Genomic DNA, 22511 nt, shown 5'->3' with positions numbered 1-22511 from the left:
TTCTGTGGGGTACTTTCGAGCTCTCCCCCACCGTAGCCACACGCGATTCCCCCGCGGAGACCGACGCTGGAGACGCGGGCTACCTTCCGACGATCGCGGCCACAACAAGCGCGGTTCCCGAGGTACCGAGACCGCCGACAGCAGAGCCGACGCCTGAGCCATGCAGGGTGCTGGCCCGTGACGCAGCGAGCTCATCACCTGCGACGCTGAACTGGTGCTCAGTCGGCCTGACCAGGCCCGGACCGGCTTCGTGACCCTAATTCGACGATTCGGGGCGCGCAGCGTCGGCAATACCCTTTCGGTGTGCACCGGGAAGGTCCAGAATTAACTAGTCGCTTGCTGTACGGCGCAAGTACCGCTACTACCGCGGTAGTTACGGGCGGTCACTACCCGGTGGTTCCTACGTAGGAGCCTCCATGCAACAGATTTTCCTATCGCCCACCGAGACCGGCCCCGATTTGCCCGAGGGCGCATTCCCGCTGTCGGCAGCTCAACGCGGTATCTGGTTTGCCCAGCACATCGCGGGCGACATCCCCATCTCCATGGCGCAATACATCGACCTGAGCGGGCCGATAGACCCTGACCTGCTGGCGCGGGCGTCGCGGCAGGCCGGTCGCGAGTTCGGCACCGGGTATCTGCGGCTGATCGAGGTCGACGGGTATCCATTCCAGTTGGTCGACACCACGCTCGACGATGACCCGGTCGTCCTGGATTTCCGTGGCGAACCCGATCCGGTGGCCGCCGCGCAGACGTGGATGCGCGCGGAGTACGCGGCGCCGCTGAATCTGACCGTCGATCGCCTGGTCTGTGGCGCCATGCTGCGAATCGCCGACGACCGCTGGTTCTGCTACACGCGGATCCACCACATCGTGCTGGACGGCATGGGCGCGGTCGCCATAGTGCAACGCGCCGGCGAGCTCTACAACGCGGCGGTAGATGGCAAGCAACCACCTGCGGCCAAGGCCGAGGATCTCCGCCAGATCGTCGACGCCGATCTGGCCTACCGCCGCTCGGATCGGTTCGTGGCCGACCGGGAGTATTGGCTCGAGCATCTCGGCGGGATGGCCGACCCCGTGAGCCTTGCCGGGCGCATCGCCGATGTCGACGCGCAGCCGAGCCGCGTCGCGGGTGCGCTGTCCAGCGACATGGCGGCGCTGCTGGACTCTGTCGCGAAGGCTGCCGCCTCGGGCGTCGCGCCGACCGTCGTCGCCGCGTTCGGCGCGTACCTCGCCGCCATGACCGGAGCCGGAGAGGTTGTGTTGAGCCTTCCCGTTTCGGCGCGCACCACGGCGAGCCTGCGACATTCCGGTGGCATGGTCGCCAATGTCGTCCCGCTGCGGCTCTCCCTGTCGCCGACCACCACTGTCGGCGACGTGATCCGCGCCGCGCAGGCCGAGCTCACCGGCGCGTTGCGGCGGCAGCGTTACCGCCAGGAGGACATCTTTCGCGATCTCGGCTGGCCGATGGACGAACCCGCGTCGTTCGGGCCGTCGGTGAACCTGATGATGGTGGACTCCCGGATTCAGCTCGGCGAGGTCACTGGACGGTTGCACGTGCTGACCTCCGGGCTGATCGAAGACCTGTTCGTCAACCTGTACCCCGGGGTGGGCGGTGAGAGCACCCACATCGACTTCCAGGCGAACAGAAACCTCTACAGCGACGCCGAATTGGCGGCGCAGCACCACCGGTTCCTGCTGTTCCTGCACCGGTTCCTCGCCGCAGGGCCGGACGCGGCGCTCTCGACGGTGCAGATGGTGTCCGACGACGAGCATGCCGAGCTCGTCCCCGCCTGCGGGCCGGAAGGTGCCGGACCCCGTTCGCTGCCCGAAATCCTCGCTGCCGGTGCGGCACTGGATCCGGATGCGGTGGCGATCCGCAGCGGCGACACCACGTTGTCCTACCGCCAGGTCGACGAGTATACGAATCGGCTGGCCCGGCTGCTGATCGCGGTCGGCGCCGGACCGGAACGCGCCGTGGCGATCTCGATTCCGCGTTCGGCGGAGTCGGTGTCGGCGATGATCGCGGTGGCCAAGACCGGCGCGGCTTTCGTGCCGATCGATCCGACCTATCCCACCGACCGGATCGAGCACATGGCCGGCGACAGCGGTGTCGTGTCGGGCGTGACCGTCGCGGCTGCCCGGCAGTCGCTGCCGGACCGGGTGAACTGGCTGATACTCGACGACGAGACAACTCGGCTCGACGTGGCCGAGCAGGACACGGCGGCGATCACCGACGCCGAGCGCCGCGCCCCCATGCACCTGGACCAGGCCGCGTACATCATCTACACCTCCGGATCGACCGGGTTGCCCAAGGGTGTGCTGGTCGCGCACCGAGGGTTGGCCGATCTGGTCGCGAGTTCCGGCAGTCGATTCGGTGTGGATTCTGATTCCGTGGTGGCCCATGCTATCTCGCCGAGTTTCGATATCTCGATCGAGGAGATCCTGGTGACCCTCGCCGCGGGCGCCACGTTGGTCGTCGTGCCGCCGTCGGCCGCTGCAGGCGAGGAGTTGGCTGACGTGCTGCGCGCACACCGCGTCACCCATCTCGATGTCACGCCTGCGGTTGCGGCGTCGCTGGATCCGGCGACGCTGCCCGACCTGCACACGGTGGTTGTCGGTGGTGAGGCCTGCCCGCCCGAGTTGCCGGCAAAGTGGTCAGGGCGGACCCTGCTGAACGGGTACGGCCCGACGGAAACCACCGTGACCGTGACCTTGAGCGAAGCCCTCACACCCGCCGCACCGATCACCATCGGCAGCCTCCAGTGCGGGGTCTGCGCCGTTGTGCTCGACCCATGGCTGCGACCGGTTCCCCCGAAGACGACGGGTGAGCTGTACATCGCAGGCCCCGCAGTGGCGCGCGGCTACCACCAGCGCAACGGACTGACGGCTGGACGATTCGTCGCCAACCCGTACGCGCCGGGCGCGCGGATGTACCGGACCGGCGACCTGGTGCGCTGGAGTACGCGGGAGGGCAGACTGGAGCTGGAATACCATGGCCGCAGCGACTCCCAGGTGAAGGTGCGCGGCTTCCGTATCGAGCTGGGCGAGATCGACGAGGTGCTGCAACGGCATCCGGACATAGATTTCACGATCACCCTCGGCGCCGAAACCGGTTCCGGTGCTACCGCGCTGGTGTCCTATGTGCTCCCCAGGCTGGGGGCAGAGGTGGATCCGGAGGCCCTGAAAGCGGCTGCCGGTGAATCGCTTCCGCGCTATATGGTGCCCGCGGTCGTCGTGGTGCTGGACAGCATTCCGCTCACTCCGCTCGGCACGATAGATCGCAAGGCTTTGCCCGCACCGGATACCAGAGTGGACGGTGCCGTCGGCCGCGCGCCGTCGACTCCGCGCGAGGAAACACTTGCTGCGCTGTTCGCCGACGTGCTGGGGCGGGAGGCGGTGGGTGTCGACGACAGCTTCTTCGCGCTCGGCGGGGACAGCATCGGATCGATCCAGCTGGTGTCGCGGGCGAAGGCCGCCGGGCTCGGGTTCGGTGCCCGGGATGTCTTCGAGCGCAGGACTGTCGCCGCACTGGCCGCTGTCGCCACCGAGGTACAGGCGCAGGTGTACGAATTGCCGGGTGGCGGCGTCGGCGCTGTCGAGCTCACCCCGATCGTGCATGCGATGCTGGACCACGGGGATACGTGGCGCCGGGCCGGCCAGGCGGTATTGATCGGCTTGCCAGCGGGTATCGAGCGGGCGCGACTCGGCGTGGCCCTGCAGGCGCTCGTCGACCACCACGACGTACTGCGTTCCGCGTTGCGTCGCACCGGTGAAGGCTGGGAATGGGTTGTCGCCGACCGCGGTTCGGTCGATGCCGAGGCGCTACTGGAGGTCGTGGCTGCAGGTCCGGACATCGAGGAGACCTGCGAACGCGCATTGCAGCGCGCTGCCTACCTGCTCGACCCCGAGTCCGGCGTCGTCGCGCGGTGTGTCCTGATCGAGCAGGCGCAGGCCGATCCCCTGTGCTGGCTGGTCGTGCACCGTCTCGTCATCGACGAGGTCTCCTGGCGAATTCTGCTGCCGGATCTGGCCGCAGCGGCGCTGGGTAGCGACCTGACCCCCGTCGGCACCTCGTTCCGGCGCTGGGCGCACGGTCAGGTCGAGCACGCGGGCGGGCTCGTCGACGAACTGCCGATCTGGCAGCGCGTTCTGGCGACACCCGATCCGGCTCTCGGCTCCGGCACCCTGGATCCCGCGGTCGATGTGGTCGCCACCATGGCGCATCGCCAGAGCACCATCGCACCGGATGTCGCGCACACCCTGCTCACCACCGCGGCCGACCGATTCCATTGCAGCGCCGACGATGTGCTGCTCACCGCACTCACGATGGCACTGGGTCGATGGCGCGACCGGACCTGCGCACTGTTCATGCTGACGGGCGACGGCCGCGTCGAGGACATCGAGCCCGGCGCCCGAGTCGCGCGCACGGTGGGCTGTTTCACCAGCGAGTACCCGGTGGCCGTCGACCTGACCGGTATCGACCTGACCGACGCGTTCGCGGGCGGTACTGCGGCAGGCGCCGCGATCAAGGCCACCAAGGAGCAGCTGCGCGCGTTGCCCGGCAAGGGCATCGGCTTCGGCATGTTGCGCTACCTGAACGCCGACACCGCCGGCACGCTCGCGGGCGCACCCACCCCGCAGATCAGCTTCGGCTACTCGGGCTGGGCAAGGACCGGCGGCGGGCCGGGAGCCTATCTCCCGCAACGCTTCACGGAAACTCGAGACGACCGAGCGCCGTTGGCCGTCGTCGTCGATGTCAGCGCCGACCTGACCGACACCGGCCTGGAAGTGACCTGGACCTACGCCTCTCGATTGCTCGACGCCGCCGACGTGGACGAGCTCGCCGGACTATGGACCGACGCAGTGCGGGCACTCGCCGACCATGCCGGGTCCGCGAGTGCTGGTGGTCACACACCGTCTGATTTCGACCTCGTGCCGGTGACCCAGCGGCAGATCGACGGGTGGGAGCACACCTATCCGAATATCGCCGATGTGTGGCCGCTCTCGCCGCTGCAGGAGGGCATGCTGTTCCACTCGCGGTACGACCCGAACACCGCCGACAGCTACACGGTGCAGTCGATCCTCACCCTGGCGGGCGCGGTGGATGCGTCCCGCTTGCGGACCGCCGCGCAGGCAGTGGTGGCGCGCCACGACATCCTGCGGGTCGCTTACGTGGAAAGCGACGAGGGCCCGCGCCAGCTCGTTCTCGCCGATGCCGAACTCCGCTGGCAGGAGGTGGATCTCACCGACATCGCGGACGGCGATCTGCGGCAGCGGGAGCTGGATCGAGTGATCGCCGTGGACGCGCGCACCCGATTCGATCTCACCCGGCCACCACTGTTGCGCTTCATGCTCATCCGGACCGCCGCCGACGTCTACCGTCTCGTGGTGACCAATCATCACCTCGTGCTGGATGGTTGGTCGGGGCCGCTGCTGGCCCGCGAGTTGCTGACGCTCTACCGCACCTCGGGCGAGGCCGCCACACTGCCGCCCGCCCACTCCTACCGGGAGTTCCTGACCTGGCTGCGCACACAGGACAGCACGGCATCCGTCGCCGCTTGGGCGCAATCGCTTGCGGGGGTGGATACGCCGACCCGCGCGGTCCCGACCCGGGTAGGGGACGAGTCCACCGACACCGGGATGGCCTCCACCGAGCTGTCCCACGGCACGGTCACTCGGTTGGCTACGGCCGCACGCGAATCCGGCGCAACGGTGAACACCCTGGTGCAGGTCGGCTGGGCGATGGTGCTGGCCATGCTGACCGGCCGGACCGATGTCGTGTTCGGCGCGACGGTTTCCGGCAGGCCACCGGAGCTGGCGGGCGTCGAAGAGATGGTCGGCCTCTTCATCAATACGCTGCCGGTACGCGTGCGACTCGATCCCGCGGAGAGGGTGGCCGAGCTGCTGGCCCGGCTGCAGGCCGAGCAGGCCCGGTTGATGGACTACCAGCAGGTCGGGCTCGCGGCCATCCACCAGGCGACCGGCCTTGCCGAATTGTTCGACACGCTGGTCGTTGTCGAATCCTTTCCGATCGACCGGGAAACGCTGCTGTCACAGGCGCTCGACATCGCGGGGATGCGGGTGCTCGACGTCGAAGGCACCGACGTGGCGCCCTACCCGTTGAGCCTCATGGTCATTCCACTGCGCGGCACCGAGGGGCACGACACCCTACGAATCACTGTGCAGTGCATGGCCGAACAACCCGGTCCCCTGGCGGCGCGGCCACTGCTGGATCGCTTCGTCCGGCTGCTGACCCAGCTCGCCGAGCACCCGCGTGCAGTGGTCGCACAGCTGCAGTACTGCGACGACGCGGAACGCGCCGCGCTGTTGCCGGTACGCGGCCCGGAGTCGGTACCGTCGCGGACCCTGCCCGATATCCTCGCCGACGGCGCGCGCATCGACAGCAACGCCATCGCGGTCAGCATGGGCGAGCGCACCATGTCCTACGGCGAACTCGACGCCCGCTCCAATCGCCTCGCCCGGATACTGCTGCGCCGGGGCATCGGCCGTGAGGTATTCGTTGTGCTCGCCCTCACCCGATCGCTGGACTCGGTGATCGCGATGTGGGCGCTGGCCAAGACCGGCGCGGCCTTCGCGCCGGTGGATCCCGGCTATCCGGTGGACCGGATCGAGCACATGATCACCGACTCGAAGGCGCCGATCGGTGTGACGGTCACCGCGATCCACGAAACGCTGCCGGGCACCGTCGACTGGCTGCTGCTCGACGACCCCGGCACGATGCGCTCGGCGATGAGGGTCTGCGACGCTCCCATCACCGACGAGGAGCGCGGCGGCCCCATCGATATCGACCAGACGGCCTACCTGATCTACACCTCGGGATCCACCGGCAAGCCGAAAGCTGTCCTGCTCAGCCATCGCGGCGTGGCGAATCTGGTCGCGGCCCAACAGGAATCGTTCGAGCTGGGTTCGACGGCCAGCCCGCTACTTCTGTCCTCACCGAGCTTCGACGGATCGATCTCCGAGCTGCTGACCGCGCACGCGGCGGGCGGCAGGCTCGTGGTCTCGCCGCCGGATGTCTACGGTGGCGCCGATCTGGACCGGCTGCTGCGCGTCGAACGGGTGACCCACGCGGTCGTCACGCCATCGGTGCTGGCCACGATGGACCCCCGCGATCTGGACCACCTCCGAGTGCTCTCGGTCGCCGGTGAGGCCGCGACACCGGAACTGATCGAGCGATGGTCGGTGGGCCGGCGAATGGCGAACCTGTACGGCCCCACCGAATTCAGTATCTCGGCGACCTGGTCGGCGGAACTCGTCGCGGGCGAGCCGATCACGATCGGCGGGCCGATCCGCGGTGCCGCCGCCATGGTGCTCGACACCTGGCTGCGCCCGGTTCCGGTGGGCGTCGCGGGTGAGCTGTACCTGGCCGGTCCGGCGCTCGCCCGCGGGTACTTCAACCGGTTCGCGATGACCGCGGAACGCTTCGTCGCCAACCCGTGCGGTGCGCCGGGCGAGCGGATGTATCGGACCGGCGACATGGTGCGCTGGCTCACCAGCAACGGCGCCCTCGCTCTGGAGTATCTGGGCCGCAGCGACTTCCAGGTCAAGATCCGCGGCATTCGGATCGAGCTGGGCGAGATCGACGCGGCGCTCTCGCGCGACGAGCAGGTCGAGTACGCGGTGACGATCGGGCGCGCGGGCCCGGCGGGGGCGACCGCACTGGTGTCGTATGTGCTGCCCGCGCAGGGGGTGGAATTGGACACCGCGCGGCTGCGTGCGCAGCTGGCCGCGGAACTGCCCGGGCATATGGTGCCCGGCTACGTCGTTGTGCTGGATTCGATTCCGCTCACCCCGGTCGGCAAGCTGGACCGCGAAGCCCTTCCGGTACCCGACTTCTCGGACACACAGCATCCGTATCTGGCGCCGCGCACCCCGCTCGAAGATGCCGTCGCCGCAGTGTTCGCCGATGTGCTCGGCACTGAACAGGTGAGCGTCGACCGGTCGTTCTTCGAGCTCGGCGGCGACTCGCTGAGCGCGACCAAGGTCGTCGCCCGGCTGAATTCGGCGTTCGGGTCTGCCATCGCGCTCCGTGATCTGTTCGACGCGCCCACCGTAGGGCAACTGTCGGCACTGGTCGTCCCGGCCACCGACGGCAAGCCCGAACCCATCGCCCTCGCCCCGCGGATCCGTCCTGCCCGGATCCCGCTGTCACCGGCGCAACAGCGCATGTGGGTGCTCAACCGCATGGATCCGGCGTCGCCCGCGTACAACATCGCGGTCGCCCTCCGACTCACCGGCGAACTGGACGTGGATACCATGCGGCTCTCGCTCGCCGATGTCATCGGCAGGCACGAGACCCTGCGCACCATCTACCCCGCCGACGAGGACGGACCACGGCAGGTGGTGCTCGATGCCGAGGCGGCCACGCCGGACATCACGGTGCTCGACACCGAAGATGGTGCACCGCTGCGTGATCGGATCAACACAGTGGCGGACAAGGGATTCGATCTCGCCGAGGAACCACCGCTGCGCGTGAGCATCTACCGCGTCACCGCACCTACAGCTCACCCGGCGGGCACCGCTGCGATTGCCGCCGAACACGCTGCGGGCGCCGCGCAGGTTTGTTCCGGTCACTCCATGAGCGGCGCCGAGGACTGCGCGGTGCCGGCGAGTCCCGCGCCGGTACACGTGGTCGTCCTGGTGGTGCATCACATCAGCGCCGACGGCGCGTCGATGGCGCCCCTCGCCACCGACGTGGTCGCCGCCTACGCGGAGCGGGCGGCCGGAGCCGACAACGCTCGGGTGCCGCTTGCCGTCCAGTACGCCGACTTCACACTCTGGCATCGCGAGCTACTCGGCAGCGAGTCCGATCCGGAATCAACTGCCGCGCAGCAGATCCGATACTGGACTGACACGCTCACCGGCGCGCCCGACCAGCTCGAGCTCCCCGCCGACCGCCCGCGACCCGCAGTGCAGTCGATGCGCAGCGCCGACTACGCCTTCACCATCGACCCCGACCTGCACGCCGCCCTGGTGGAATTCGCGGCCGCGCACAACGTCACCCTGTTCATGGTCGCGCACGCCACGCTGGCGATCCTGCTGGCCCGGCTCGGCGGCACCGATGACGTGGTGATCGGCACCGCGATCGCCGGCCGCGGCGAGCGTGCGCTGGACGAGCTCGTCGGCATGTTCGTCAACACGCTGGCACTGCGCACTCCGGTCGACCCGAGCGCCGGGTTCACCGAGTTCCTCACCGCAGTCCGGGCGGCCGATCTGGACGCGTTCGCCCATGCCGACGTGCCGTTCGAGCGGCTGGTCCAGGTGCTGAACCCGAGCCGGTCGACCGCGCACCATCCGCTGTTCCAGGTGTTGCTGACCCTGCACAACTTCGTCGAGCCGGCACTCGAACTACCCGGCCTGCGGTTCGAGCTGGAGGATTTCGACCGAGCTTCCTCGCAGTTCGACCTGACGCTCGTCCTGCGCGTGCCCTTCGGGGAGACGGGACCGGTCGGCCTGGACGGCGTACTGACCTACGCGACAGACCTGTTCGATCCGGCGACGGCGGCGGCGCTCGTCACCCGGTGGCGCCGCGTGCTAGCCACCGTCCTCGCGCAGCCCGGGGTGCGCATCGCCGATGTCGACATCCTCGACGACACCGAGCGCAGCACCCTGGTGCCGGTGCGCGGACCCGAAAGTGCCGCGACCACAACGCTTCCGCAACTGCTCGCCGCTTCCGTCGCGGAGTACCCGCAGCGTCCCGCCCTGGTCGTTGCCGGACACACAACCACGTACCGGGAGATCGATGCGCTCACCAACCGGCTGGCGAGGCTGTTGCTGGAAGCGGGCGCAGGCCCGGAAACCGTGGTGGCGCTCGGTCTCCCCCGTTCGGCCGAACTGCTCACCGGTGTGTGGGCGGCCGCGAAGGTCGGGGCGGCCTTCCTGCCGGTCGACCCGAAGTACCCGGTGGAGCGGATTGATCACATGCTGACAGATTCCGGCGCCCAAGTCGGTCTCACCGTCGCCGCCTGCCGGTCGATGCTGCCGGACAGCACGAACTGGCTCGTTCTCGACGACCTCGAGGTGGTCGAGCGCTGGTCCAGTGCGCGCAGCACCGCCGTGCGCGAGGGCGAACTGCCCACACCGATCCGGCCGGACAATCCGGCGTGGCTGATCTACACCTCCGGCTCGACCGGAACACCCAAGGGCGCCTCGGTCCCCCATCGAGGCATCGCCGACATGGTCGCGGCGCAGCGCGCAGTGCTCGGCCTCGACGAACACTCCCGGGTCCTGCAGGTCGCCTCACCGAGTTTCGACGCGTCGGTATTCGAGGCCGTCATGGCGTTCGGTACCGGCGGCGCCGCGGTGGTGTCGCCGCCGGATGTGTTCGGCGGCAGCGCACTCGCCGAGCTGATCGAGGCCGAACGGGTGACCCATATGGTGATCACGCCGTCGGCGCTGGCCTCCCTCGATCCCGCCGAGGTGTCGAGCGTGCGGGTGCTCGCGGTCGCCGGTGAGGCTGTCGGCGCCGAACTCGTCGAGCGCTGGGCGACGGACCGCACGATGGTCGACCTGTACGGACTGACCGAATCCACCATCTGGACAACGGCTTCCGCTCCCCTTGTCGTCGGCGCACCGGTCTGCCTCGGTACGCCGATACGGGGCGCGGCCGTGCTTGTCCTCGACAACCGGCTGCGCCCGGTTCCGGTCGGCGTCGCGGGTGAGCTGTACGTCGCCGGACCTGCCCTGGCCCGCGGTTACCACGCCCGGCCGAGCCTGACTGCCGCCCGCTTCATTGCCGATCCCTTCGGCGCAGCGGGAGAACGGATGTTGCGCACCGGTGATCTCGTGCGCTGGACGCGTTGCGCGGCGGCGGCGGAGCTGGAGTACATCGGCCGCACCGACTTCCAGGTCAAGGTGCGCGGACAACGTATCGAGCTCGGCGAGATCGACGCCGTGCTCGGGCGCGCCGACGGCGTCGACTTCGCGGTGACGCTCGGTGTCCCCGGGCCCACGGGGGCAATGGCTCTGGCGGCCTACCTGGTGCGCACGCCGGGAGCCGATCTCGACCTCGGCCGGGTTCGTGCCCTCGCGGACGGCACCCTGCCCGCGCACATGGTGCCGTCCGCTTTCGTTGTGCTGGAAGCGATTCCACTCGATGCCGTCGGCAAACTCGACCGGAAGGCGCTGCCCGCTCCGGAATTCACGGTCGAACGGACCGTGTATCGGGCGCCGACGACACCCACCGAGGAGGCCTTCGCCAGGATCTTCGGTCAGCTGCTCGGTCTCGACACGGTGGGCGCCGACGACTCGTTCTTCGCCTTGGGTGGCGACAGCATCCTCGCCATCCAGCTGGTGTCGCGGGCCAAGCTGGAGGGCATCCGTTGCACGCCGCTGCAGGTCTTCGAGCACCGCACGGTGGCGGCGCTCGCCACCGCCGCCGACGCCGCGGGCCCCGTAGTGACGCTTGACGAGCTGCCCGGTGGCGGTGTGGGCGATATGCCCGTTCCACCGATCGTGCAGTACATGCTGGAGCGCGGCGGCAACTACGACCGCTTCGCGCAGACCGCGGTGCTGGAGCTACCGGCCGGCATCGACCGCGCCCAGATCGTCGGCACACTCGCGGCCGCCGTCGACCGGCACGACATGCTGCGCGCACGGCTGACGACAGCCGACGACGGCGCGCCACGACTACTGGTCGGCGAACCGGGCTCGGTCGACGTGGACGCACTCCTGCATCGCATCGAGTTCGACGCGGCAGCATCCGTCGAGCTGCGCGAATACGCGGTGACCGAGCTCGATTCCGCGATGAACCGGCTCGATCCGGCGAGCGGGACTGTGCTGCAGTTCGTCTGGCTCGACCCGGTGAGCGACGCAGGAACACCGACCAGGGCGGGCCGACTCGTCGTGGTGGCACATCACTTGGTGATCGATGGTGTCTCCTGGCGCATCCTGGTGCCGGATCTGATCGCCGCCTGGGCGCAGCTTTCAGTCGGCAACACCCCGGTCCTCGCCGAGACGGGCACCTCGATGCGGCGCTGGTCGTACGCACTGGCCGACGAATCACGCACGGACAGAAGGGTTTCCGAACTCGAATACTGGCGGCGGGTTGTCGGGGGCCCTGACCCGCTGATCGGTTCCCGCGAGCTCGACGCCACGGTCGATCAGACGCACACGCTGCGTAGGGTCGAACGCGAAGTAGCCGCCGACGTCACCAACGCGCTGCTCACCACGTTGCCCGGCGTCTTCCACGGTGGCGTCGACGACGCCCTGCTCGCCACCCTGGCGCTCGCGCTGGTGCGCTGGCGCGGCGAGGCCGAGAACACCGCGCTGATTCGGCTCGAAGGCCATGGCAGACAAGAGGAAGCAATCCCCGGCGCCGACCTGTCCCGCACGATCGGCTGGTTCACCAGCATCTACCCGGTGCGGCTCGACCTCACCGGGATCGATGTCGACGACGCGTTGGCCGGCGGCCCTGCCATCGGCGCGGCGATCCGCACGGTGAAGCATCAGCTGCTCGCGGTGCCGGACAAGGGCATCGGGTTCGGCCTGCTGCGCTACCTGAATCCGGCGACGGCGGCACACCTTCCGGTCCGCCTGCCCGGCCACATCAGCTTCAACTACCTGGGCCGCTACTCGACCGGCGACATCCCCGCCGGACTGGAAGGCATCGGCTGGCTGCCCACCAACGAACTCGGCGACCTGCACGGTGCCGAACATCCGGACGTGCCACTGCAATCCGCGATCGATGTGAGCGCGGTGGTCGTCGGTGACCGGCTACGAGCGAGCTTCGGCTTCCCGGCAACACTGCTCGACGAGAACGCGGTGGCCGAACTGGCCGACCTGTGGATCGACGCGCTCGGCGCGGCCGCGCATTTCGCCGAGACCCCGGCCGCACAGACGGCCGCTGCCGAGGAATCCGCGGCGGCCGCCGCCGCCGTATCCATCCCGGGCGGACTCGGTCTCGATGTGCTGCTGCCCATCCGGCTCGGCGGCACCGAGCCCGCTCTGTTCTGCATCCACCCGTCATCCGGAATCTCCTGGACCTATCTCGGATTCGCGGAGGCGCTGCGACCCGGCCGGCCGATCTACGGTCTGCAGGCTCCGGATCTCGGCGGCCATGAACCACCCGCACGCTCGATCGAGGAGTTCGCCGACCGGTACCTGCGCGAGATCCGCGCCGTGCAGCCCGACGGTCCGTATCACGTGCTCGGCTGGTCGTCCGGCGGCCTCATCGCGCACGCCATCGCGACCAAGCTCCGGGAGTCGGGCGACACGGTGGGTGTCGTCGCGCTCCTGGACGCCGATACCGCCGACATCGACGGCGACAGCATCGAGCAACTCACCGCGGGCGGCTTCGTCAACGCCTTCGGCTCGGTCATCGGAATCCACGATGTGCCCGCCGAAGCGACCGCACAAGAAGCCGCCGATGCGATCCACGAGCAACTCGGTGGCGTATCGCTGATCGATTCGGGCACCCTCGAACGGCTGGCCAGGTCGTACAACGCATCGGCGCGAACCAGAACCGGATATCGGCGCCCGGTGTTCGACGGCGACATCGTGTATTTCAGCGCGACCGTCGGCACCTCCGACATCTTCGGCCCGGAGGGCTGGCGGCCCTATGTGACCGGCGAAATCAGCAACCACGACATCGAGGTCACCCACTACGAAATGACCGCACCCCACGTGCTGCCGATCATCGCGCGCGTGCTCGACGAGTATCTGGAACGGTATCTGCAGTGATCTCCGATGACGGCAGAGGCCCCGCCTCGGATGTCTCCGATGCGGGGCCTCGAGAACTCGCCATCACTACTTCTGCGCGGCCTTGAACTCGCGGCGGCGGCGGTGCAGGATCGGCTCGGTGTAGCCGTTGGGCTGCGTGGTGCCTTCCAGGACCAGTTCCTTGGCGGCCTGGAACGCGATGGAGTCATCGAAGTTCGGGGCCAGCGGGCGGTAGGTCTTGTCGTTCGCGTTCTGGCGGTCGACGACCGGGGCCATCCGCTCGAGGCTGGCGATCACGTCGGCCTCGGTGACGATGCCGTGGCGCAGCCAGTTGGCGACCAGCTGGCTCGAGATACGCAGGGTGGCACGGTCTTCCATCAGGCCGATGTCGTTGATGTCGGGCACCTTGGAGCAGCCGACACCGTGATCGATCCAGCGGACCACGTAGCCCAGGATGCCCTGGGAGTTGTTGTCCAGCTCCTGACGCTTCTCCTCGTCGGTCCAGTCGGTGGACTGCGCGAGGGGGATCTCGAGGATCTGGTCGACGGTGGCGCGCGGGCCACCCTTGGCGATCTGGGACTGCTGCTTGAACACGTCCACCAGGTGGTAGTGGGTGGCGTGCAGGGTGGCGGCGGTCGGCGAGGGCACCCATGCGGTGTTGGCGCCTGCCTTGGGGTGGCCGATCTTCTGCTCGAGCATGCCTGCCATCAGGTCGGGCATGGCCCACATGCCCTTGCCGATCTGCGCCTTGCCGGGCAGGCCCTTGGCCAGGCCGGTGTCGACGTTCCAGTCCTCGTAGGAGGTGATCCAGGTCTGGGCCTTCATCTCGGCCTTGCGGACCATCGGCCCGGCCTCCATGGAGGTGTGGATCTCGTCGCCGGTGCGGTCGAGGAAGCCGGTGTTGATGAACACCACGCGGTCCTTGGCGGCCTCGATGGAGGCGGCGAGGTTGACCGTGGTGCGGCGCTCCTCGTCCATGATGCCGACCTTGAGGGTGTTGCGGGTCAGGCCGAGGACGTCCTCGATCCGGCCGAACAGCTCGTTGGTGAACGCGGCCTCGTCGGGGCCGTGCATCTTCGGCTTCACGATGTAGACCGAACCGGTGCGGGTGTTGGCGCGCGAGGCGGTGCCGTTGAGCGAGTGCACGGCGATCAGCGAGGTGATCAGGCCGTCCATGATGCCCTCGGGAACCTCGTTGCCCTGCGCGTCGATGATCGCGTCGGAGGTCATCAGGTGGCCCACGTTGCGCACGAACAGCAGCGAACGACCGTGCAGGACCAGCTCGGAGCCGTCGAGCGCGGTGAACACGCGGTCGGGGTTCATGGTGCGGGTGAAGGTCTTGCCGCCCTTGGAGACTTCCTCGGCCAGGTCGCCCTTCATCAGGCCGAGCCAGTTGCGGTAGCAGACGACCTTGTCGTCGGCGTCGACCGCGGCGACCGAGTCCTCGAAGTCCATGATCGTGGTGAGCGCGGACTCCAGGACGATGTCCTTCACACCCGCGGTGTCGGTGGAGCCGATCGGCGAGGTGGCGTCGACCTGGATCTCGATGTGCAGCCCGTTGTGCTTGAGCAGCACCGAGGTCGGGGCCTCGGGGTCGCCGAGGTAGCCGACGAGCTGCGACGGGTCGGCCAGGCCGATGTCGGTGCCGTCTTCCAGCCCGATCTCGAGCTCGCCGTCGACGATCTTGTAGTAGGCCGAACCGAGGTGCGAACCGGTGATCAGGGTCACCGCGTCGTCGAGGAAGTTACGGCCCCACTCGATGACCTTGTCGCCGCGCACGCGGTTGTAGCCGCTGCCCTTCTCCGCGCCGTTGGCCTCGGGGATGGCATCGGTGCCGTAGAGCGCGTCGTAGAGCGAGCCCCAGCGCGCGTTGGCGGCGTTGATCGCGAAGCGCGCGTTCATCACCGGCACCACGAGCTGCGGGCCCGCGGTGGTGGCGATCTCGGCGTCGACGTTGCCGGTGCCGATCTGGAACGGCGCGGGCTCGGGCCGCAGGTAACCGATCTCGGTCAGGAACTGCTTGTAGGCGGCCTTGTCGTAGCCGGTTCCCGGGTTCTCGCCGTGCCAAGCATCGAGCTTGCCCTGGAACTCGTCGCGCTCAGCGAGCAGAGCGCGGTTACGCGGGGCGAGGTCGTTGATGATCTGCTCGGCACCGGCCCAGAACGCGGCGGAATCTACGCCGGTACCGGGGAGCGCCTCGTTCTCGATGAAATCGTGAAGAACGCTCGCCACCTGGAGCCCGCCGACCTGAATCCGCTCTGTCATCTACTGCCTCACTTTGGTGAAAACCGGGTGGGAAAAGTCGATGTCATGTTACCCGTGGGTAGAGGTGACACCTCGTGTGGGTTCGAACGCCCCATGGGCCCCGTCCATTCCGCCACGCCGAGCCACCGAGGTCGGCGGCATGGGCGCGGCGGGTCACCCCTTGATTGTAGGTGCGCGGACAATTAATGTACTGATCGGAACATTAAGTCGCGAGCCGGACCGAACGGAGGCGCCGTGACCACCGGACCGTCGTCGCCTGTGCGTCGCCGCGGCCGTCCCCGCGCCACCGAGCGCGCGGACACGCGTGAGCGGATCCACCACGCGGCACTCGAACTGTTCGCCGAACGGGGATTCCATGCCACCGGTGTCGCCGAGATCGGCGCGAGAGCCGACGTCCAGCGGGGTGCCCTGTACTACCACATAGGGTCCAAGCAAGACCTGCTGTGGGCGATCCTGCGCGACTACACCCAGCTGCTGCTCGCCGATGCCGAACGCATCGTCGAGGCAGGCGCCGACCCCGTCGAGACGCTGCGCCGGCTGATTCGCAGCCATGTCGAACTGATCGTCACGCATCGGCGCGCGGTGGCCGTGCACCTGCGTGACGCCGACGCACTGACCCACGAACACGCCGTCGTCCTGCAGCAACTACGCGATCGGCTACAGCACCACTGGCAAGACGTCATGGACGCGGGCCACGCGGCCGGGCAACTGCGCACCGCCGACCACATCGTCACCAACGGCATGCTCGGCATGCTCAATTCCCTCGGCTACTGGTACCGCGAGCGCGGCACGCACTCCCCCGCCGAGATCGCCGACATCCTCACCGACACCGTCCTGTCCGGGCTCCGCGCCACGGGCGACAACACGAAAGGCTGACCATGGCTTGGGATTTCGAGACCGATCCGGACTACCAGCGCAAGCTCGATTGGGTGGCGGAGTTCGTCCGCACCGAGGTCGAGCCCCTGGATCTGCTCTACCCCAATCCCTATGACCGGACCGACCCCGAGATCCGGGCGCTGATGCGGCCGCTGCAACAGCAGGTCAAGGATCAGGGTCTGTGGGCCTGCCATCTCGGTCCCGAACTCGGCGGTCCCGGTTTCGGTCAGCTGAAGCTGGCGCTGCTCAACGAAGTGCTCGGCACCTCGATGTGGGCGCCGCTCGTCTTCGGTTGTCAGGCACCGGATTCCGGTAACGCCGAGATCTTGGCGCACTTCGGCACCGAGGAGCAGAAGGCGAAATACCTGCAGCCGTTGCTCGATGGCGAGATCGGCTCCTGCTACGCGATGACCGAACCCACCGGCGGCTCGGACCCGACCGCGTTCCGCACCACCGCGGTGCGCGACGGTGACGAGTGGGTGATCAACGGCGAGAAGTGGTTCAACTCCGCCGCCGAGTTCGCCACCTTCCACATCGTGATGGTGGTGACCGACGCCGCGGCCGAACCGCACCAGCGGTTGTCGATGTTCATCGTTCCCGCCGACGCGCCTGGCCTCGAACTGGTGCGCAACTTCACCGTCCCCGGGTTCAGCGAACACGAAGGGCACCTGCGATTCACCGATGTCCGGGTGCCGGCCGATCATCTGCTCGGCGCGGAGGGCGCGGGGTTCATCGTCGCGCAGACCCGGCTGGGCGGCGGCCGCGTGCACCACGCGATGCGCACGGTCGCGTTGGTACGCAAAGCCTTCGACATGATGTGCGAGCGCGCGGTCTCGCGCCCGGCCCGCAAGGGTGTAGTCGGCGGCTTCCAGATGACCCAGGAACGCATCGCCGACAGCTGGATCCAGATGGAGCAGTTCCGGTTGCTGGTCCTGCGCACCGCCTGGCGCATCGACCAGGCCAAGGACTACCGCGCCGTCCGCAAGGACATCGCCGCCATCAAGATCGCCATGCCGACCGTCATGAACGACATCGCCCGCCGCGCACTGCATCTGCACGGCGCGATAGGCGTGAGTACCGACCTCCCCTTCCTCGACATGACCACCTACGCCGAGGTCATGGCCATCGCCGACGGCCCGACCGAGGTCCACAAGATCACCCTCGCCAAGGAAGTGCTCAAGAACTACGCGCCGGGAGACCCGGTGTATCCGAGTGGCTACCGGCCCGCGCTGCGCGAACAAGCCCGTGATCTGGTGGCGCGCAGGCTCGAACACGAGGTCGGCAACCACTGAAGGTCCCGATCTTCGGGTGAGCAGGAACTAACCTGCCTCGCACGGGCGGTGTCAGCCTCTTCGACCCCGCGCTGCGAGTCAGGGCGTCGACGGTCTGCGTGTCGCCGACGCCTCGGTGTTCCCCGAGCACACGACGGTGAACCCGAACATCACCGGCATGCTCGTCGGTGAACGCTGCGCCGAACTCGTCGCCGCCGACCGAAAATAAATCAGCCGACATTTCGGACACGGTATGTCACCATGATTTCACGCAGGTGATTCGCATCGGGCGAGGAACCGACGAGCAGCATCGAGAGGAGGAGACGGCCGTGAAACAGCAAGGGCCACAGCGAGAATCGGACAAGACCTATCGCCGCGCGGATTCGGCCCATCGCGCGATGCGCCTGGGAATCGATGGCTCCGGCCGTCTCCGGTTCGTGGCCTGACCGGCCCGCCTCTTCCGCTTCCGACGTTCGCTCTCTTCGAAACATGGTGATTCCCATGATGATTCGTCATGCCGTCGACCCGACGGCGCCCGCTTCCGACACCTGGATACACACGCGGGTGCTCGTGCTGAATGCCAGCTACGAGGCCCTCGACGAGATCACCGCCGATCGGGCCGTGACATTGCTGATCAGCGGCGCCGCGGAGACCGTGATCGAGCGGGTGCCGCACTTCCCGATCCGGTCCCAGCACCTGGTGATCGGGCTGCCGGAGACGATCCGGCTGGTGCGCTATGTCTACCTGGCACACCTCGCGCCGATCGGTGACGACAGCCGCGCCACCCTCGCCGGGGTGTTGCGCCGCGACAAGCACCGGTGCGGCTACTGCGCCGACTGGGCCCACACCGTCGACCACATCCGCCCGCGCAGCCGGGGCGGACCCAATACCTGGAGCAATCTCGTCGCCTGCTGCGCACCGTGCAATACAGGCAAGGCCGACCGCACCCCGGAAGAGGCGGGGATGCGGCTGTTGTGGGAGCCCAAGGCTCCCGACCCGCTCGCCCGCAAGCAGCGCCGGATCTGGAAGGAGTACGCGCCGTGACCACCACCGACCTCGCACTGACCGAACTGCTGACCCTGTCCGATTCGGGGCAATGGCATCGCGCCGCCTGCCGCGGTGACCCCAACCACGAGGCGTGGTTTCCGTACCCGTCGCAGGACTTCGACTACGCCCGCCGGATCTGCGCCGGTTGCCCGTTGCTCGCGGGGTGCACCGAGTACGCGGCGCAGACGGGTCAGTCGGGGGTGTGGGGCGGTCGGGAGTACGACCGTGGTCGCGTGATCAGGGCGTGATCGCGCCGCGGCCGGGTGCCGACACCGGCACCCGGCCGCGGCGTCCTCCGTGCGACATCGCTGTGACCTGCGGCGATGCGTCGGGGTACGCACTGTGCGGCGGTGCGGCGCGGTGTCCTTAAACTTGCCGCGTGGGTACGCATCGCAACGGGACCAGATCTCGAAGTATCAGCAAAGGTCCGGTTATCGCGGCATCGGCACTGATCCTGGTGATCGTCGCCGTGTTCGCATGGTTCCAGCTCAGCGATCGTGCCGAGACCTCTGATGTCGCGGCGGCCGCCGAGTGCGTCGAAGGGGCCGCGGCCCTCGATGTCACGGTGGATCCGGCGATCGCCGGTCCGGTGCGGACTGCGGCCGAGCGCTTCAACGCGACCAAGCCTCGGGTGCGTGACCACTGCGCCCAGGTGAAGGTGTCGGCACGCCCGTCGAGTGCCCTGGCAGGCGGCCTGGCCGACACGGCCACGTGGGATCCGGCGCTCGGTCCGAAGCCGGGCCTGTGGATCGCCGATTCGAGCCGCACTGTCGAACTGGTTCGGGTGCCCGGTCTGATCGAGGGCACGCCCGCCTCCATCGCCACCAGCCCGATCGTGCTGGCCGTGCCAGATGCCCTGCGCCAGGCGCTGGAGCAGAACCAGATCGCGTGGGCCGACCTGCCGCGACTGCAGCAGGGCTCGCTCGACGAAGTCGGTCTGAGCGGGTGGGGTGGGCTCCAGATGGCCTTGCCCGTGGGTGACGCGACGACCGCCGCCGCGGCGTCGATCGGCGCCGCGGTCTCTGGCACCGAACCGTTGACCGAGCAGGCCGCCGGATCCGGTCAGGTCGTCGCCGCGATCTCCGGGCTCGCCGCGGGTGCGCAGACACCGGCCGACCTGATGACCGCCATGTCGGCGATGACCGCGAACCCCACCGACGATGCGGTGCACGCGGTCGCCGCGACTCAGCAGCAACTCGGCACCGGTGGTCTCACCGCGTTCCGGCCGGTCGGCTCCGCGCCGCTGGCCGACTATCCGGCAGCGCTGCTGTCGGGTCCGTGGGTCGACAAGACCCAGAACCTGATCGCGTCGCGGTTCATCGACTTCCTGCGCGCGCCGGAGCAGGCGGGCGCGCTCGCCACCGAGGGCTTCGGGCCCGCCATCGGCTCGGCGCCGGCGAATCCGCCGCGGGCGGCACTGGAGAAGGTGCAGTCGACGCTGGCCAATCCGGTCCTCGGCGTGAACGCCACGGTCTTGCTCGATGTGTCGTCGTCGATGGGCACCGCCGAGGGATCGACCACCCGGCTGTCTAACGCGATCGCCGCCGTCGCCTCGACACTGCAGGTGATGCCGCCCGATTTCGGGCTCGGCCTGTGGACGTTCGGTAAGAACATCGACGGCACCACCCCGTACAAGGTGCAGGTGGCCACCGACCTGCTCACCAACTCCCAGCGCAACGCGGTCGGCACGGCGGTCACCTCGGTGAAACCGAGCCAGCTCACCGCGGACCAGGCGTATCCGACCCTGCTCGCCGCCTATCGCGCCGCGGTGGCCGGATACTCCCCCGGGCGCACGAACTCGATCCTGCTGATCACCGACGGCCCCGACGACGATTCGACGCTGACCGGCACCACGCTGGTCAGCGAGATCACCGCGGCGACCGATGCGGGCAAGCCCATCCGCATCGACGTCGTCGTGGTCGGCGGCGCGGGCACCCAAACCCTGCAGACCCTCGCCGACCGGACGGGCGGCACCTACCTCCGCATGCCGGCGAGCAACGACCTCGGCTTCGGCACCGCGGTGGTCAAGGCGCTCACCACGCCCTAGGTTCGGCCGGCCATACGCGCTACACCGGCATCATGACGGCGAAACCTGCACCAGCGCACCGGATTCCATCGCTACCCAGAGGTATCCGGCAGGGTCGACGGTGAGTCCGTGCGGTTCGGCGCCCGGTAGGTCGAGGTGGGTGATCGTGCCGTCGGTGGCGATCCGGCCGAGACGGCAGCTCGCCCACTCGGTGAACCACCGGGCACCATCTGGACCTGCCACGATCGCGTGCGGGCGCCGGCGTCCGGGAGGGCGAACTCGGCGATGGTTGCCACTCAGCGCCCGTTCCACCTCGTCGACCACGAGTAGTTTCTGGAACCGCAACGACGCCCCGGCGGACGTAGCGCCCGGGTCAGGGAAGCCGTTCTCGACGCGACGACGGCCGAGCTCGCCGAGCAGGGCTATCGGATACGGGCACTCTCACCGGCGATCTCTGTGCGCTCACCGAGCTGGTTCGCTCGGGCTTCGCCGATCCCGACGCCGGCACCGTGGCAACAGCCTTTGTCGCAGCGGGCATGCAACATCCCGATGCCACCGCCGCACTGCGCGGCTTCTACGCCGCACGCCACGACGAGGCGGCGGCGATCGTGCGGCGGGCGGTCGTCCGCGGCGAGGTCGAGCCGAACATCGACGCGGCCGAGATCATCCGGCTCGCCATCGCACCGCTGTTCCACCGGCTGTTCATCACCCACGAACCAGTCACCACAGAGCAGGCACGCCGATCCGCGGACATCGCAGCCGCACTCGCAAGAACCGCGCTCGATACCTGAAGTCGATAACACTGCGCGAAATCGTTACCTGCGAACCGGCATCACTCGCCGAGCCCGGCAACATCGGGGGCAAGAACAAATTGGCCGCTATGAGGGAAGGGGCCGGCCGCACTGACCGAGGAATGGGCGCCCACGCAGGCGAAAAGGGACCGATATCAAACCCAGGGGCGGCCGAACTTCGTGTGCCGACTGCATTTTGCCCCGCCGATTCCAGGATTTTCGACGCTGAGCCCGGCGAGCGCGACGAATTCGAATCGATGCTCGATTGCCGATACTTTGTGACAAATAAAAATGGCGGTTCGGCCATCGTCGGCGGACATCCGCATCAAACGCTCGTGCAGTTCGAGTGATGTTTCGTCAAACTAACGGACTTCCCCGCCTCATGAGTGAAACCTCCCGGCCCTTCTGGGCGATAGACTCTGAGATGGGCGCGTTGCGCTTGCGTGGCAGTCGATTTTTCGGGGTCGACGCGCCTTCCCGTCTTGGCTAGTATCGGCCGGAATAGGATGTTTAATCCTGAGCAGGGAACGGTCTGACTCTTCCCTTCTCCATTTTG

Annotated in this window: 11 protein-coding genes and 1 pseudogene; 9 read left to right on the top strand and 3 right to left on the bottom strand. The window is 68.2% G+C overall.

The genetic code is table 11. From position 1 onward, the window contains the following. Positions 1-416 precede the first annotated feature (416 nt). A complete protein-coding gene (locus ACTWPB_RS20490) occupies positions 417-13700 on the top strand; it encodes an amino acid adenylation domain-containing protein (protein WP_446222196.1) in 13284 nt (4427 codons plus the stop codon). A 66-nt stretch (positions 13701-13766) separates the two neighbouring features. Here ACTWPB_RS20490 and ACTWPB_RS20485 read toward each other — a convergent pair whose 3' ends face one another. Then, positions 13767-15944, bottom strand: coding sequence for a malate synthase G (locus ACTWPB_RS20485; protein ID WP_446222195.1), 2178 nt, complete (start codon positions 15942-15944; stop codon positions 13767-13769). 234 nt (positions 15945-16178) lie between these two features. Between ACTWPB_RS20485 and ACTWPB_RS20480 the strand changes: the two genes are divergently transcribed. The 3 genes and pseudogenes from ACTWPB_RS20480 to ACTWPB_RS20470 form a co-directional block, all read left to right on the top strand. Continuing rightward, positions 16179-16820 carry a TetR family transcriptional regulator gene (locus ACTWPB_RS20480; protein WP_446222194.1) on the top strand — a complete coding sequence of 214 codons (642 nt, stop codon included), beginning with the start codon at positions 16179-16181 and terminating at the stop codon, positions 16818-16820. A gap of 2 nt (positions 16821-16822) precedes the next feature. Next, positions 16823-18112, top strand: a complete 1290-nt coding sequence (locus tag ACTWPB_RS20475; RefSeq protein ID WP_446222193.1) for an acyl-CoA dehydrogenase family protein — start codon at positions 16823-16825, stop codon at positions 18110-18112. A gap of 79 nt (positions 18113-18191) precedes the next feature. Then, a pseudogene (locus tag ACTWPB_RS20470) lies at positions 18192-18320 on the top strand (GMC oxidoreductase); the annotation flags it as partial. 1 nt (position 18321) lies between these two features. On the opposite strand, the gene ACTWPB_RS20465 reads toward ACTWPB_RS20470, so the two are convergent. Further along, positions 18322-18594 carry a hypothetical protein gene (locus tag ACTWPB_RS20465; RefSeq protein WP_446222192.1) on the bottom strand — a complete coding sequence of 91 codons (273 nt, stop codon included), beginning with the start codon at positions 18592-18594 and terminating at the stop codon, positions 18322-18324. Between ACTWPB_RS20465 and ACTWPB_RS20460 the strand changes: the two genes are divergently transcribed. From ACTWPB_RS20460 to ACTWPB_RS20450, 3 genes are all read left to right on the top strand, one after another. Continuing rightward, positions 18593-19135, top strand: a complete 543-nt coding sequence (locus ACTWPB_RS20460; RefSeq protein ID WP_446222191.1) for an HNH endonuclease — start codon at positions 18593-18595, stop codon at positions 19133-19135. The genes ACTWPB_RS20465 and ACTWPB_RS20460 overlap by 2 nt on opposite strands. Next, on the top strand, positions 19132-19386 hold the full coding sequence (locus ACTWPB_RS20455; protein ID WP_446222190.1) for a WhiB family transcriptional regulator: 255 nt from the start codon (positions 19132-19134) through the stop codon (positions 19384-19386). Before ACTWPB_RS20460 ends, ACTWPB_RS20455 begins: the two co-directional genes overlap by 4 nt. 131 nt (positions 19387-19517) lie before the next feature. Then, positions 19518-21185: a VWA domain-containing protein gene (locus ACTWPB_RS20450; protein WP_446222189.1), complete on the top strand. Its 1668-nt coding sequence runs from the start codon at positions 19518-19520 to the stop codon at positions 21183-21185. Positions 21186-21215: 30 nt separating this feature from the next. Here the strand turns inward: ACTWPB_RS20450 and ACTWPB_RS20445 are convergent, their stop codons facing one another. Then, positions 21216-21407: a virginiamycin B lyase family protein gene (locus ACTWPB_RS20445; protein WP_446222188.1), complete on the bottom strand. Its 192-nt coding sequence runs from the start codon at positions 21405-21407 to the stop codon at positions 21216-21218. Positions 21408-21634: 227 nt separating this feature from the next. Here ACTWPB_RS20445 and ACTWPB_RS20440 point away from each other — a divergent pair, with 227 nt between their 5' ends. After that, positions 21635-21955, top strand: coding sequence for a TetR-like C-terminal domain-containing protein (locus tag ACTWPB_RS20440; protein ID WP_446226427.1), 321 nt, complete (start codon positions 21635-21637; stop codon positions 21953-21955). 122 nt (positions 21956-22077) lie between these two features. Continuing rightward, a complete protein-coding gene (locus tag ACTWPB_RS20435) occupies positions 22078-22305 on the top strand; it encodes a hypothetical protein (protein ID WP_446222187.1) in 228 nt (75 codons plus the stop codon). Positions 22306-22511: the final 206 nt, after the last annotated feature.

The organism is Nocardia sp. IBHARD005, from assembly GCF_052814245.1.
This window is presented reverse-complemented; position numbering and strand designations above follow the sequence as displayed.